This is a genomic window from Bradyrhizobium sp. T-12 (genome assembly GCF_058314695.1).
In genome coordinates this window covers 6,939,178-6,954,185 of record NZ_CM177756.1, presented here as the reverse complement: position 1 = coordinate 6,954,185, position 15,008 = coordinate 6,939,178, and the positions used below count along the sequence as shown (strand labels likewise).

Here is a 15,008-nt window from a genome sequence, read left to right as displayed (position 1 = left end):
CGCGGCTCACTCCACCTTGCGAATGCGTTCGATCAGCGCGGCCGCCGCGGGATCGCGCCCAGCCTTGGCGTAGATCGCCGCCATCGCGTCCTCGAACGGCTTGCGGTCGATGTCCCTGATGATGGTGACGCCGGCCTCCTCTGCCTTACGCTGCGACTGCTCGTCGAGGTCGCGCCATTTCTCGCGCATGAACCGGCTGGAGCGCTGCGCGGCCTCGCGGAAGATCTTCTGGTCGTCCGGCGACAGGCTCTGCCAGGCCTTCAGCGAGATCACCAGCACCTCGGGGCTCATCGTGTGCTCGGTCAGCGTGTAGTGGCCAGCATGCCTGTAATGGTCCGTCGTCACGAAGGATGGCCAATTGTTCTCGGCGCCGTCGACCAGATGATTGGCGAGCCCGGTCAGCACCTGCCCATAGGGCATCTCGACCGGCTCGGCGCCGAGCGCGCGGATCATCTGGCTCATCAACTCCGACTGCTGCACCCGGATCCGCAATCCCTTGAGATCCGCGATGCTCTTCACCGGACGGACACCGTTGTAGATCGAGCGCGCGCCGGAATCGTAGAAGGCGAGCCCGACGAAGCCGTAGGGCTCGAAACTGTCAAGGATCTCGCTGCCGACAGGCCCGTCCAGCACCTTCTGCATGTGCTCGATGGACCGGAACAGGAACGGCATGGCGAGCACGTTCATCGCGGGAACGAAGTTGCCGATCAGCGCCACATTGGTCCGGTTGAGGTCGATCGCGCCGACCCGGGTCTGCTCGATGGTCTCCTTTTCCTCGCCGAGCTGACGGGAGTGGAACACCTTGATCTCGTGACGGCCCTGGGTGCGCTCGGCGATCAGGGCGCCCATGTAGCGCAGCGCCTGGACGGTCGGGTAATCCTCGGTCTGGGTATCGGCGGCGCGAAATTCGCGCGCAACGGCGCCCGTCGCCCGCATGCCCATCGAGACTGCGGCGAGCAAAAGCGCGACGAAGATTACCCCGGTCCGCGAGAGTTCGGCACGGTTCAGCACTGGCACACTCAACCCCTCAGTGGTGGAGTCTATGGCGGGGGCAAAAGGTTCAATGCAATCTAGCAGATGGTCGGGGGAAGACCATCCCGCCGCGGGGGCTGGGATCGATTGTGCGGCGCGGCCGCCGTTCATTCACGGTTGAAACCGGCTATGCCGCGCCTTAAGCAGGGCGGCCGCCTTGTCGACCGCGGCGTGGGAAGAGCCATCGCAATGCCAGCCTTGCGCGTTCTACGAATCGTCGCCGCCCTCGCGGCCTTCTCATCGGCTTTCTCATGGGCTGTGCCTGCGGGCGCCGCCACCGACATCGCGCTGTGGCACGCGATGTCGGGCGAGCTCGGCCGGCAGCTCGAAAAGCTCGCCTCCGATTTCAACGCCTCGCAGTCCGATTACCGCATCGTGCCCGCTTACAAGGGCAACTACACCGAGACGGTGACCGCCGCGATCTTCGCGTTCCGCTCGCGCAGCCAGCCAGCCATCGTCCAGGTCAACGAGGTCGCCACGGCCACCATGACCGCGGCCAAGGGCGCGATCTATCCGGTGTTCACTTTGATGCGCGACCAGGGCGAGCCGTTCTCGCTCGCCGATTATTTGCCGGCGGTCTCCGGTTATTACACCGACGCGGCGGGCAATCTGTTGTCGTTCCCGTTCAATTCCTCGACGCCGATCCTCTACTACAACAAGACCATGTTCCGCGACGCCGGCCTCGATCCGGAGGCGCCGCCGAAGACCTGGCCGGCCCTGGGGCTCGCGGCACAGCGCCTGCGCGACCGCGGCGCTGCGTGCGGCTTCACCACGTCCTGGCCCTCATGGATCCATGTCGAGAATTTCTCCGCCTTCCACAATCTGCCGGTGGCGAGCCGGGCGAACGGCTTTGCCGGGCTGGATGCGGAATTGACCATCAACAATCCCACCCTTGTGCGCCACGTCGCCCAGCTCGCCGAATGGCAGAAGACCAAGGTGTTCGACTATGGCGGACGCGGACAGGCCGCCGAGCCGCGCTTCCAGAACGGCGAATGCGGCATCTTCATCGGTTCCTCGGCGACGCGCGCCGACATCAGGGCGAATTCGAAATTCGAGATCGGCTACGGCATGATGCCGTATTGGCCCGACGTGAAGGACGCGCCGCAGAACTCGATCATCGGCGGCGCCACGCTGTGGGTGCTGCGCGACCGGCCGCGCGAGGAGTACAAGGGCGTGGCGCGGTTCTTCGCCTATCTGTCGCAGCCCGGCGTGCAGGCGGCCTGGCACCAGAACACCGGCTATTTGCCGATCACCCGCGCCGCCTCCGAGCTGACGCGCGCGCAAGGCTTCTACGAGCGCAATCCGGGCTCGGCGATCTCGTTCGAGGAGATCACGCTGCATCCGCCGACGGAGAATTCGAAGGGCATCCGCCTCGGCTCCTTCGTGCTGATCCGCGGCGCGATCGAGGACGAGCTGGAGCAGGCATTTGCCGGCCACAAGAGCGCGCAATCAGCCCTCGATTCCGCCGTCGAGCGCGGCAACAAGCTGCTCCGCCAGTTCGAGCGCGCCAGCCCGGACCGGTAGCGTCTTGCGAATGAGCGTAGCTGTCGCCGCAAGCTCGGTGCGCTCCCTCCCCCGCCTGCGGGGGAGGGTTGGGGAGAGGGCTCTCTCCACCAAGCGGGAGAGGTGCACCGCCTGCTCGGTTCGCACTGAATCAATGACGCTCATATCGTTGAACTATCCCAAATGATCTCCGCTCCATTGCAGGGGTTGCCAGACCTCCCCGACGCCGAGAGCTTCCGCACCTTTCGCGCCGCTCCCTCACAATGGCTGCCGATCGCGCTCGACATCGCGCGCAGCCATGGTCTCGACACCAGCGCGCCGCATGTGTTTGTAACCGGCACCAATCTCGTGGTCGGGCTTGGCGAACAACTGATCCTGAAGATCTTCCCGCCGCTGCTCCGCGCCCAGTTCGTCTCCGAGCGCGGTTCGCTTGCGCAGCTCAAAGGCCGTCTCGATCTGCCGATCCCGGAGATCGTCGCGGAAGGTGAGCATGACGGTTGGCCCTATCTCGTCATCACGCGGCTATCAGGCACGCTCGGCTCGGAGGTCTGGCCCTCATTGCCGGAAAACCAGAAAGAGCGTGTGCTGCGCCAGATCGGCGAGACCATCGCCGCCGTGCAGTGCGCGCCGCTCGGCCCGCTCGCGCAGATCGAGCCGCGCTGGGACGATTTCATGCGCGGACAGATGCGGGGCTGCCGCGCGCGTCACACCCGTCTCGGCCTCGCGCCAAAGTTTCTCGCCGGCCTCGATGATCTCCTGCGTGACGCGGAAAAGCTGATCCCCATGGTCGCGCCGCCGGTGATCCTGATCGGCGAATACATTCCCGAGAATTTTCTGCTCGCCTGCGATGATGACCAATGGTCGCTCGCCGGCCTGTTCGACTTCGGCGACGTGCTGGCGGGATGGCGCGACTACGACCTGCTCGGCCCCGGCGCCTTCATGGCGGCGGGCCAGCCGGGGAGGGTGAAGAGCCTGCTCGAAGGCTTTGGCTATCCGAAGCCGGATTTCGCGCTCAAGCGCCGCCTGATGGCCCTGATGCTGCTGCACCGCGCCAGCGACCTCAACAGCCACATCTGCATTGAGGGCTGGCAGGACAGGGCCGATGATCTCATCGAATTGCAGGAGCTGATTTGGGCCACCTGACGACCCTGATTAGAAGGCGGGCGACTGTTAGTCATCGCCTATAAAGTAAGCAAATCCGCATCTTTGTATGCAATGTGATGAGCCGAGGCGAAGGCCGCGCATAGGCCAAAAATCTAGATTATCGTGTTAATCCAGTAGTTTAGATCGATCATAATCGCTTCTTAACCCTTGGCACGAACCTTGCGAATCCAGTTCCAACCAAACCCTTTGCGTTGGAGCCATTTCATGAAGCGCCGCGATTTCCTCAAGTCCGTGTCCGGATTGGCCGCCGGAGCGGCGCTTCCGGCGATGCCGTCCGTGATCTCCACCGCCTATGCCGACGGGCGCTCGGAGACGCTGCTGATCGTCTCGGAGGGCGGGCCGAACAATCTCGACATTCACGGCATCGGCACCAACGTGCCCGGCTATGAGGTGTCGTGGAATTGCTACGACCGCCTGATCAGCCACGAGATGAAGGTCGGCCCCGGCGGCGTGCCCTATTACGACCGCGACAAGTTCAAGGGCGAGCTCGCCGAGGACTTCAAGATCGACGACAAGTCGGTCACCTTCAAGCTGCGTAAGAACGCCAAATTCCACGACGGCACGCCCGTCACCGCCAAGGACGTGAAATGGTCGCTCGACCGCGCCGTCAGCGTCGGCGGCTTCCCGACCTTCCAGATGAGCGCGGGTTCGCTGACCAAGCCCGAGCAGTTCGTCGTGATCGACGATTATACCGTGCGCGTCGACTTCCTGAAGAAGGACAGGCTCACGATCCCCGATCTCGCCGTGATCGTGCCCTGCATCGTCAACTCGGAGCTCGTGAAGAAGAATGCGAGCGAGAAGGATCCCTGGGGCCTCGAGTTTACAAAGCAGCAGACCGCAGGCTCCGGCGCCTACAAGGTGACGAAGTGGACCGCCGGCACCGAAGTCATCATGGAGCGCAACGACGATTGGGCGTGTGGTCCGCTGCCGAAGATCAAGCGCGTGATCTGGCGCATGGTGCCGCAGGCCGGCAACCGCCGCGCACTGCTGGAGCGCGGCGACGCCGACATCTCCTACGAGCTGCCCAACAAGGACTTCCAGGAGATGAAGGCGAACGGCAAGCTCAACGTGGTGTCGCTGCCGTTCTCCAACGGCATCCAGTATATCGGCATGAACGTCACCAAGCCGCCCTTCGACAATCCGAAGGTGCGCCAGGCCGTCGCCTACGCGCTGCCTTATCAGAAGATCATGGACGCCGTGATGTTCGGCCTCGCCAACCCGATGTTCGGGGCGCCCAAGGACAAGCCGACCGAAGTCGCCTGGCCGCAGCCGCACAAGTTCAACACCGACATGGACAAGGCGAAGGCGCTGCTGGCTGAGGCGGGTTATGCCAACGGCTTCGAGACCACGATCTCGTTCGACCTGAATTTCGCAGGCGTCAACGAGCCGCTCTGCGTGCTGGTGCAGGAATCTCTCGCACAGATCGGCATCAAGACCACCATCAACAAGGTGCCCGGCGCCAACTGGCGCACCGAACTCAACAAGAAGGAGATGCCGCTCTTCACCAACGTGTTCTCGGGCTGGCTCGATTACCCCGAATACTTCTTCTACTGGTGCTATCACGGCAACAATTCCGTCTTCAACACCATGAGCTACAAGTCGGCGGAGATGGACAAGCTCATCGACGGCGCGCGCACCGCGGCCGCTGCCGGCGACAAGGCGGCCTACGATGCCGACGTGAAGGGCTTCGTCGATCTCGCCTTCACCGACATCCCGCGCATCCCGCTCTACCAGCCCTTCGTCAACGTCGCGATGCAGAAGAACATCAGCGGCTACCAATACTGGTTCCACCGGAGGCTGGATTATCGCGCGCTCGTGAAGGGGTGAGTAACAAGTAGAGCTAGGCACCGCATATGGCGTTCAGAAGCTTATCGGCTTGCTCCGTTCGCCTCTCCCGCTTGCGGGGGAGGCCGACGCGCTCGAGGAGCGCGGCGGGTGGGGGCTCTCTCCACACGAAGAATCCCTATGCTGAAGCACCCCCACCCCAACCCTCCCCCGCAAGCGGGAGAGGGGGCGCAGTTCGACCTGTTGCGTCATCTCCTCTCATCAGGAGCACTCCATGCTGACCATGATCGGCAAGCGCCTGATGTTCGCGATCCCCTCGCTGATCGGCGTGGTCATCGTTACCTTTCTGCTGACGCGCGCGCTGCCCGGCGATCCCGCGGCCTATTTCGCCGGTCCCGCCGCAACCAAGGAAGCCGTCGAGCAGATCCGCAAGAAACTCGGCCTCGACAAGCCGCTGATCGAGCAGTTCTTCCGCTACACCAACGATCTCGCCCACGGCGATTTCGGCAACTCGTTGACGACCGGCCAGCCGGTCGCGGCCGAAATCCGCAACCGCTTGCCGGCCTCGGCCGAGCTGACACTGCTCGGCCTCATAGTCTCCATCGTCATTGCCATCCCGCTCGGCGTGCTCGCGGCAACACGGCCGGGATCGTGGGTCGATCATCTCTGTCGCATCACGACGACAGCGGGCGTCTCGCTGCCGGTTTTCTTCACCGGCCTCGTGCTGGTCTACGTCTTTTATTTCCGGCTCGGCTGGTCTCCCGCGCCGCTCGGGCGCCTTGACGTGTTCTACAGCGCGCCGCCGACGGTGACGGGCTTCTATCTGGTCGACACCTTGCTCGCGCGCGACCTCGAGGCGTTCCGTTCCGCGCTGAGCCAGCTCATCCTGCCGGCAACGACCCTTGCGATCTTCTCGCTGGCGCCAATCGCGCGCATGACGCGCGCCTCGATGCTGGCGGTGCTGGCATCCGAATTCGTCCGCACCGCGCGCGCCAGCGGCCTATCGCCCGCGACCGTGATCGTCACCTACGCCTTCCGCAACGCCATGCTGCCCGTCATCACCACGCTCAGCATGGTGTTCTCGTTCCTGCTGGGCGCCAACGTGCTGGTCGAGAAAGTGTTTGCCTGGCCCGGCATCGGCTCCTACGCGGTGGAAGCGCTGATCTCGTCGGACTTCGCACCGGTGCAGGGTTTTGTCCTCACCATGGCGGTGATGTACGTGCTGCTCAATCTCGTGATCGACATTCTCTACGGCGTGATCGATCCGCGCGTGCGGTTGGAAGGGTAGGGGGACTCCATGAGCTCCGTTGCGCCTGCTGTTGAACCCGTCGGTCCCGCCCGCACGTCAGGGCTTACCGCAATCCTCGAACAGACCCGCTACGTTCTGAGCGAGAACAAGGTCACGGGCTTTGCCTTCGCGCTATTGATCCTGATCCTCGCGGCCGCGATCTTCGGCCCCTATGTCGTGCCGTATGATCCGCTCGCGTCGGACACCGCTGCCGCGCTAAAACCGCCCTCCGCCGCGCACTGGTTCGGCACCGATCAGCTCGGGCGCGACATCTTCAGCCGCGTTGTCGTGGCGACGCGGCTCGACACGTTCATCGCAATCGCCTCCGTCGCGCTGGTGTTTTTGATGGGCGGCCTCGCCGGCATCGCGGCCGGTTACTTTGGCGGCTGGACCGATCGGATCGTCGGCCGCATCGCCGACACCATCATGGCCTTTCCGCTGTTCGTGCTCGCCATGGGCATCGTCGCCGCGCTCGGCAATACCGTGCAGAACATCATCCTGGCCACCGCCATCGTGAACTTCCCGCTCTATGCCCGCGTCGCGCGCGCCGAGGCCAATGTCCGGCGCAACGCCGGCTTCGTGCAGGCCGCGCGGCTCTCCGGCAACGGCGAATTCCGCATCCTGCTGGTGCACATCCTGCCGAACATCATGCCGATCATGATCGTGCAGATGTCGCTGACCATGGGCTATGCCATCCTCAACGCTGCCGGCCTCTCCTTCATCGGCCTCGGCGTCCGACCGCCGACGGCGGAATGGGGCATCATGGTCGCCGAAGGCGCGGGCTTCATGGTGTCGGGCGAATGGTGGATCGCGCTCTTCCCCGGCCTCGCGCTGATGATCGCCGTGTTCTGCTTCAACCTCCTCGGCGACGGCCTGCGCGACATCGTCGATCCCCAGCGGAGGACGTGATGGACAATTTCTGTCCAAAATTCCGTAACGATTCCAACACCATTCTACTGTGCATGGGGTTGTTTTCGCGTTTCTTGATCGGCAGGCCCGCATGAGCGCCCAGCCCCTGCTCGACGTCCAGGACCTCACGGTCGAATTCACCACTCGCCGCGGCATCGTCAAAGCCGTGCAGCACGTCAACATTTCCGTCGCCAAGGGCGAGACGCTGGCCATCGTCGGCGAGTCCGGCTCCGGCAAGTCGGTGACCTCCTATGCGGTGATGCGCATCCTCGACCGTGCGGGCCGCATCGCCGAGGGCTCGGTGATATTCTCCGGCATCGACGTCAAGGCCGCGAGCGAAGACCAGATGCGCGATTTGCGCGGCCGCGAAGTCTCGATGATCTTCCAGAACCCGCGTGCGGCGCTGAACCCGATCCGCAAAGTCGGCGACCAGATCGAGGACGTGTTGCGCACCCATGTGCAGCAGGCCCAGGTCGCCGACCGCGGCGAGAAGGCGATCGAGGCGCTGGAGCAGGTCAAGATCGCCCGCCCGCGTGAGCGCTACCACGCCTATCCGTTCGAGCTGTCGGGCGGCATGTGCCAGCGCGTCGTCATCGCGCTTGCGCTTGCCTGCAATCCGCAGCTGCTGATCGCGGACGAGCCGACCACCGGCCTCGACGTCACCACGCAGAAGGCGGTGATGGACCTGATCGTCGAGCTGACGAAACGCCGCGCGATGTCGACCATCCTGATCACCCACGATCTCGGCCTCGCCGCCGCCTATTGCGACCGCGTCGTGGTGATGGAGAAGGGCCGCGTGGTCGAGACCGCCAACGCCGCCGACATCTTCGCCAATCCGCAGCATCCCTACACAAAAAAGCTGATGCGCGCGACGCCGCGGCTGGGTGTGAACTTGAGAGACCTGTTGCCGGAGGAAGAGAACTCCACCGTCGTGGCCGGGCCTGACCCGGCCATCCATCACACTTCGCAAGATCCATCTTCGCCGATGGACTCCCGGGTCAAGCCCGGGGGTGATGACAATTCAAAGCCCCTCCTCCTCGTCGACAAGCTCGTGAAAGAATATCCCCGCCAAGGCGCCACCGCCGTGCTGGGAAAACTGTTCGGCCGCAAGCCGCCCGTGGAGCCGGACGCCTTCCGCGCCGTCGACGGCATCAGCTTCTCGATCAGCCATGGTGAGAGCGTCGGCCTCGTCGGCGAATCCGGCTGCGGCAAATCGACGACGTCGATGATGGTGATGCGCCTGTTGGACCAGACCTCCGGCCTGATCCAGTTCGACGGCGAGGACATCTCCGGCATCGCGCCATCAGCTTTTGCCCGGATGCCGCAGCGCAGCCGCATCCAGATGGTGTTCCAGGATCCGACCGACAGCCTCAACCCGCGCTTCACCGCCGCCCGCGCCATCGCCGACCCCATCATGCAGCTCGGCGACATCAGGGGACGCGATGCGCTGCGCGCGCGCTGTGAGGAACTGGCGACCATGGTCGGCCTGCCGCACAATCTGCTGGACCGTTTCCCGCACCAATTGTCCGGCGGCCAGAAGGCCCGCGTCGGCATCGCCCGCGCCATCGCCCTGCACCCGAAGCTCGTCATCCTGGACGAGCCGACGGCGGCGCTGGACGTTTCGGTGCAGGCGGTCGTGCTGAACCTGCTTCAGGACCTCAAGGCGCGCTTAGGTATGAGCTATCTGTTCGTCTCGCATGATTTGAATGTGGTGCGCTTGCTGTGCGATCGTGTCATTGTGATGCGGACGGGACGGATCGTCGAGGAGGGCACTTCCGAGCAGGTGCTCGGCGATCCCCAAGACGACTACACCAAGGAACTGCTGACGGCGATCCCGCATCCGCCGTTGCCGACACATTGATTGCTGGGACGCGTGATGGCCGAACCGTTAGACGATTATATCGACGCCTTATCGAAAGCGCTGGCACTGCCGGTCGAGGAAGCCTGGCGGCCAGCGGTGCGCGCCAATCTCGAAGTCTCGCTGCGGCTTGGCCGCATGGTCGACGAATTCGCGCTGCCGGACGAGACCGAGCCGGCGCCGATCTTCACGGCCTGATGCTGCCATGACCAGCAAGCCAGAGATGACGGCCGCCGAGATCGCCAGCGCGGTTGCGACCCGCAAAATGTCCGCGCTCGATGCCACGGAAGCAGCGCTCGCGCGCATCAAGCAGCATGACGGCATCCTCAATTCCTTCACCGATATCACCGCCGATCGCGCCCGCACGAAGGCACGCGCGGTCGATGCCGACATCGCCGCCGGCAAGGACGTCGGCCCGCTCGCCGGCGTGCCCTTCGCGGTGAAGAACCTGTTCGATGTTGCTGGCCTGCCGACACGCGCCGGCTCGAAGATCAACCGCGACCGCGCACCCGCCAAGCGCGATGCGACGCTGATCGAGCGCATGGAAGCCGCCGGCGCCGTGCTCGTCGGCGCGCTCAACATGGGCGAATACGCCTACGACTTCACCGGCGAGAACGTCCATGACGGCCCTTCGCGCAATCCGCATGATACGACGCGCATGACCGGCGGCTCCTCCGGCGGCTCGGGCAGCGCCGTCGGCGGCGCGCTGGTGCCGATTGCCCTCGGCTCGGACACCAATGGCTCGATCCGCGTGCCGTCCTCGTTCTGCGGCATCTTCGGCCTGAAGCCGACCTATGGAAGGCTGTCGCGGGCGCGCTCGTTCCCCTTCGTTGCGAGCCTCGATCATCTCGGTCCGTTCGCACGCTCCGCCGCCGATCTCGCGCTCGCCTATGACGTCATGCAGGGCCCGGACACGGAGGATAGCGCCTGCACGACGCGCGGGCTCGAGCCGACGCTGCCGCTGATCGCCAATCCGGTCTCGGACCTGCGCATCGCGATCGCCGGCGGGTATTTCCAGAAGAACGTGTTTCCGGAAGCGGTCGAAGCGGTCAGCCGCGTCGCCAAGGCGCTCGGCGCAACGCGAGTCGTCGACGTGCCCGAGGCGGCGCGCGCTCGCGCCGCGGCCTATGTCATCACCACCACCGAAGGCGCCTCGCTGCATCTCGACCGCCTGCGCCAGCGCCCGAACGATTTCGATCCGGCGGTGCGCGACCGGCTGATCGCCGGCGCCATGGTGCCGGCGCCGCTGGTCGACCGCGCGCAGAAATTCCGCCGCTGGTACCGCGCGCAGCTCGCCGAGATCTTCAAATCGGTCGATGTGCTGCTGGCGCCCGCAACGCCCTGCACCGCGCCAAAGCTCGGCCAGGTGAACTTCAACCTCGACGGCGTCGAGCTGCCGGTACGTGCCAATATCGGCGTCCACACCCAGCCGATCTCCTTCATCGGCCTGCCGGTGGTGGCAGTCCCGGTGCCGCTCGAGCCGCTGCCGATCGGCGTGCAGATCATCGCCGCGCCCTGGCGCGAGGATATCGCGCTCCGTGCCGCCTATGCGCTGGAAAAGATGGGCGTAGCCGCCGCGCCCGCGCCAAGGGGACTTTGAGAGGAATTTGAGATGGAGATCGATCTCCCCGACGTGATCGCGGACGTCAGAGCCGCGTTCGACCGGTATGAGCAGGCCCTGGTCAGCAATGACGTCGCCGTGCTCGGTGAGCTGTTCCGCAACGATTCCCGCACGCTGCGCTATGGCATCGGCGAGAACCTCTACGGCTATGAGGCGATCTCGGGCTTCCGCGCCGCGCGCTCACCCGTCGGCCTCAATCGCCGCACTGCCAGGACGGTCATCACCAGCTATGGCCGCGACACCGCCGTGGCCTCCACTCTGTTCTATCGCGACACGGCGCCCGGCAAGGTCGGCCGGCAGATGCAGACCTGGGTTCGTTTTCCCGAGGGCTGGCGCGTCGTCGCCGCCCATGTCAGCATTATCGACGAGCCGAAAGAGGCGTGACCGCATGACGCTCGACGATCTTCCGCCAGGCGCCGTGCCGGCCGAGCCGGTGGTGCCGCGCGTCGACCGGGCGCAGCCCAGCGTGCACAAGATCACGCGCGCCGAGGAGCTGCGCCTGCAGCTCGCGGACGAGATCGTGCGCGGCGCTCTCGCCCCCGGCGCGCCGCTGGACGAGACCGACATCGCGCGCCGCTTCAACGTCTCGCGGACGCCGGTGCGCGAGGCGCTGCGTCAGCTCGTGGCAAGCGGCCTCGTCGAAGCGCGCGCCCACCGCGGCGCGGTGGTGGCGCAGCCTTCTATCGAACGGCTGAAAAGCATGTTCGAGGCGATGGCAGAGCTGGAAGCGCTGTGCGCCGGCCTCGCCGCCGAGCGCATGGCAGCGAGCGAGCGACATGGCCTCGAGGCGATCCACGAAGAGCTGCGCGTGCTCAGCTACACCGGCAATCCCGATCGCTTTCACGAGGTCAACGAGCGCTTCCACAACGCGATCTATGCGGGATCGCAGAACGGCTACATCGCCGAGATCACGCTCGCGACCCGCGTCCGCGTGCAGCCGTTCCGCCGCGCCCAGTTCCGCAATCTCGGACGCCTCGCCAAATCGCAAGCCGAGCACGACCGCGTCGTCGTCGCCATCATGCGCGGCGACAAGCAGGGCGCCGCCGCCGCCATGCGCGCGCATATCGAGCTGGTGCGCGGCGAGTATGAGATTTACGCGGTGTCGGTATAGGACAGCTCTGTCGCTACACACTCGCTGTCGTCCCCGCGAACGCGGGGACCCATAACCCGAGGGAGAGGTGTGTGGCGACGCGCCCACTCCGAGTCTTCGCAAAACTCACCCTGTGGGTATGGGTCCCGGATCGGCGCTCCGCTTGTCCGGGACGACAGCGGAGTGAAAATCACTCTGACTTTTCCGCCATGAACTTCCGCCATCCCCCATAAGCCGTGATGTCACGCGCATCCCCCAGCACTTCCGGCTCGACCAAAAACCCCTTCACGCTGCGGCCATCCGCCAGCCGCACCGTGCCGATCGCCATCGGCGATGGAATCGCGTTGACGAACTTGCCGAAGGCAGCCGGCGACAGCGACCAGATCTCGACCTCGGTCGATGCGCCCGTGCCGGCCGCGACGCGCAGCATGCCGGGCTTCGGCGGCGTGGTCTTGAGCGCGTACAGCTTGTAATCGGGCGCCGTCCTGGTCGCTTCGATCAGCTTGGCATCCAGCGTTTTCAACTCGCCGTTCAACACCATGCCGGACAGATGCGCGCCGACGACGGCGATCGGGATGTCGTCATTGTAGCTTGCCGGCAGCGGCGCGAGCGGTGCCTGGGCCACGCCCTTCGCTCCGACGGTCAATTTCGTATCCGCATGGAACACACGCCCGATGCTCGCGAGCAGCGCATCGCGTCCCGCCGGCGCCAGCAGCGTGATACCGAACGGAATGCCGTCGGCGCGCATCGATGCCGGCAACGCCAGGCCGCAGAGGTCGAGCAGGTTGACGAAATTGGTGTAGGTGCCGAGCCGGCTGTTGAGCTCGATCGGGTTGGCGAGCACCTGCGCGGTCGTGTAGGCCGTCGGCGCGGTGGGCAGCACCAGTGCGTCGATATTGGCAAACGTCCGCTCGGCGATCTTGCGCAGGCCTTGCAGGCGATACAGCGCCGCAAAGGTCTCCGCCGCCGTCAGCCGTGCGCCGGCCGCGGTGATCTCGCGCGTCACGGGATGAATCGCATCCGGCGCGGACGCCAGCAGGTCCTTGATCACGAGATAGCGCTCGGCGACCCACGGGCCCTCATAGAGCAGCCGCGCCGTCTCGTAGAACGGCTCGAGGTCGAACTCGACCAGCGTGGCGCCGAGCGCGGTCCAGCGCTTCAAGGCATCGGCGTAGGCGGCCTCCGATGTCTTGTCGCCGAAGAAGATCAGTTGCCCGTTGCGCGGCACCCCAAGGCGCAGGTTTGCGGGAAACGGCGTGATCGGCTGAAGCGGCCGGTCGCGCGAGAACGGATCGGCCGGGTCCGGTCCCGCCATCACCGACAAGGCGAGCGCAGCATCATCCACCGTCAGAGCGAAGACCGAGATGCAGTCGAGCGTTCGGCAGGCCGGCACGAGACCGGCATTCGAGATCATGCCGAGGCTCGGTTTCAGCCCGACGATGTTGTTGAGCATCGCCGGCACCCGTCCGCTACCTGCGGTATCGGTGCCGAGCGACAGCGGCACGAGACCTGCGCCGACGGCCACCGCGGAGCCCGAGCTCGATCCGCCGGGAACGAGATCCTCACGGACCGAATTTTTGGGGATGCCGTAGGGCGAACGCACGCCGACGAGGCCGGTCGCGAACTGGTCCAGATTGGTCTTGCCGATGATGATGGCCCCGGCGGCACGCAGCCGCGCCACCGCGGTCGAGTCGTGCGTCGGCGTGGTGGAGAAGGCGCGGCAGGCCGCGGTGGTCGGAAAGCCGAGTGCGTCGATATTGTCCTTCACCGCGACCGGCACGCCGTAGAGCGGCAGGCCAGCGGCATCCGCGCGCGCGGCAAGCTGCTCGGCCTCCGCGACCGCATCCGCCTCGTCACGCAGGCTGATGAAGATGGCGGGATCGTTGCGGTCACGGATGCGCTGATAGGTCCGCGCGATGGTTTCTGCCGGCGTCATTGTGCCCGCGCGATGCGCGGCCACAATCGCGGCGATCGTTTCAGGCTGCTCAGCCCCCATCTCAGCCCTCATGGCGACAAAACTCCGGCAATCCGTCCTCGCTCGGAGCGAAGCAAGCGATGTGCCATTGTGTACAAGACCGTCGGCCGGGCGAATGCTCAGGATATTATCGAGTAATCAATAGCTTGAGATTTATTGGACGAGGTCGCGCCGACGCCCCGCGACGGGCATCTGCCCAATTCGTAGGCAGCCCAGATCAGGTGAAGCCAGCGAGGATCCGGAGCAACTGCGTCCGGTTGTCCTTACCGATCTTCTCCTCGACATGCCGCTCGTGCTCGGCCGCGAGCCGCTTGAATTCCGCCAGTGCCGTCTCGCCCTGTGCGGTGAGGTGCAGCGCATGGGAGCGGCGGTCCGCCTTCGACTTGACGCGCTTGACGTATTTGCGCTGCTCGAGGCTGTCGAGCAGGTGCACCAGCCGGGCGCGCTCGATGCCGAGGCGCTTTGCCACCGCCATCTGCGACAGGCCCGGATTGGCGCCGATCAGCGTCAGCACCGAATATTGCGTCGGCCGGATGTCGACCTCGCCGAGCGTCTTGATGAAGTCCTGGAAGATCCAGATCTGGAAGCGCCGCACCGCGTAGCCGGCGTGCCCGACCAGCGCGTCGAGGCCAATCTCGTCGGCGGCATCGCGAGGCGCCGCGCCGTTGCGCTTGCGTGGGGCAGTCTGGGTTGCGCTGGCTGTCACATCGTATCTCCCGCCACGCCAACCTTAGCGCTTCGACAACGCGAGCGAAAGATTGTTGTTGACGACAACAATTGTCA

Annotated in this window: 13 protein-coding genes; 10 read left to right on the top strand and 3 right to left on the bottom strand. The window is 65.2% G+C overall.

Annotation, left to right across the window (positions count from 1 at the left end):
* Positions 1-6: 6 nt before the first annotated feature.
* Complete coding sequence (locus AC0WRY_RS33250) at positions 7-1,017, bottom strand: TRAP transporter substrate-binding protein (protein ID WP_194404930.1); 1,011 nt, start codon at positions 1,015-1,017, stop codon at positions 7-9.
* A 204-nt stretch (positions 1,018-1,221) separates the two neighbouring features.
* On the opposite strand from AC0WRY_RS33250, the gene ugpB reads away from it, so the two are divergent.
* From ugpB to AC0WRY_RS33200, 10 genes are all read left to right on the top strand, one after another.
* Positions 1,222-2,556, top strand: coding sequence for a sn-glycerol-3-phosphate ABC transporter substrate-binding protein UgpB (gene ugpB, locus AC0WRY_RS33245; protein WP_194404929.1), 1,335 nt, complete (start codon positions 1,222-1,224; stop codon positions 2,554-2,556).
* Positions 2,557-2,718: 162 nt separating this feature from the next.
* Complete coding sequence (locus AC0WRY_RS33240; protein WP_491122456.1) at positions 2,719-3,678, top strand: aminoglycoside phosphotransferase family protein; 960 nt, start codon at positions 2,719-2,721, stop codon at positions 3,676-3,678.
* Positions 3,679-3,903: 225 nt separating this feature from the next.
* Positions 3,904-5,526 (top strand): ABC transporter substrate-binding protein, encoded by a 1,623-nt coding sequence (locus AC0WRY_RS33235; RefSeq protein WP_491122455.1) that lies wholly within the window; start codon positions 3,904-3,906, stop codon positions 5,524-5,526.
* Positions 5,527-5,758: 232 nt separating this feature from the next.
* Entirely contained in the window at positions 5,759-6,772 is a 1,014-nt protein-coding gene (locus AC0WRY_RS33230; protein ID WP_194404926.1) for an ABC transporter permease, read from the top strand.
* 9 nt (positions 6,773-6,781) lie between these two features.
* Positions 6,782-7,681 (top strand): ABC transporter permease, encoded by a 900-nt coding sequence (locus tag AC0WRY_RS33225; RefSeq protein ID WP_194404925.1) that lies wholly within the window; start codon positions 6,782-6,784, stop codon positions 7,679-7,681.
* 91 nt (positions 7,682-7,772) lie between these two features.
* Complete coding sequence (locus tag AC0WRY_RS33220) at positions 7,773-9,542, top strand: dipeptide ABC transporter ATP-binding protein (protein ID WP_194404924.1); 1,770 nt, start codon at positions 7,773-7,775, stop codon at positions 9,540-9,542.
* A 15-nt stretch (positions 9,543-9,557) separates the two neighbouring features.
* Positions 9,558-9,737: a DUF4089 domain-containing protein gene (locus AC0WRY_RS33215; RefSeq protein ID WP_194404923.1), complete on the top strand. Its 180-nt coding sequence runs from the start codon at positions 9,558-9,560 to the stop codon at positions 9,735-9,737.
* A gap of 7 nt (positions 9,738-9,744) precedes the next feature.
* Positions 9,745-11,139, top strand: a complete 1,395-nt coding sequence (locus tag AC0WRY_RS33210) for an AtzE family amidohydrolase (protein WP_194404922.1) — start codon at positions 9,745-9,747, stop codon at positions 11,137-11,139.
* A 12-nt stretch (positions 11,140-11,151) separates the two neighbouring features.
* Complete coding sequence (gene hpxZ / locus AC0WRY_RS33205) at positions 11,152-11,544, top strand: oxalurate catabolism protein HpxZ (protein WP_194404921.1); 393 nt, start codon at positions 11,152-11,154, stop codon at positions 11,542-11,544.
* A gap of 4 nt (positions 11,545-11,548) precedes the next feature.
* Positions 11,549-12,271, top strand: coding sequence for a GntR family transcriptional regulator (locus tag AC0WRY_RS33200; RefSeq protein WP_194404920.1), 723 nt, complete (start codon positions 11,549-11,551; stop codon positions 12,269-12,271).
* Between the two features lie 169 nt (positions 12,272-12,440).
* Here AC0WRY_RS33200 and atzF read toward each other — a convergent pair whose 3' ends face one another.
* Together atzF and AC0WRY_RS33190 are read right to left on the bottom strand one after the other, a co-directional pair.
* Complete coding sequence (atzF, locus tag AC0WRY_RS33195) at positions 12,441-14,246, bottom strand: allophanate hydrolase (protein WP_194408490.1); 1,806 nt, start codon at positions 14,244-14,246, stop codon at positions 12,441-12,443.
* Between the two features lie 196 nt (positions 14,247-14,442).
* Positions 14,443-14,931 (bottom strand): MarR family winged helix-turn-helix transcriptional regulator, encoded by a 489-nt coding sequence (locus AC0WRY_RS33190; RefSeq protein ID WP_194404919.1) that lies wholly within the window; start codon positions 14,929-14,931, stop codon positions 14,443-14,445.
* Positions 14,932-15,008: the final 77 nt, after the last annotated feature.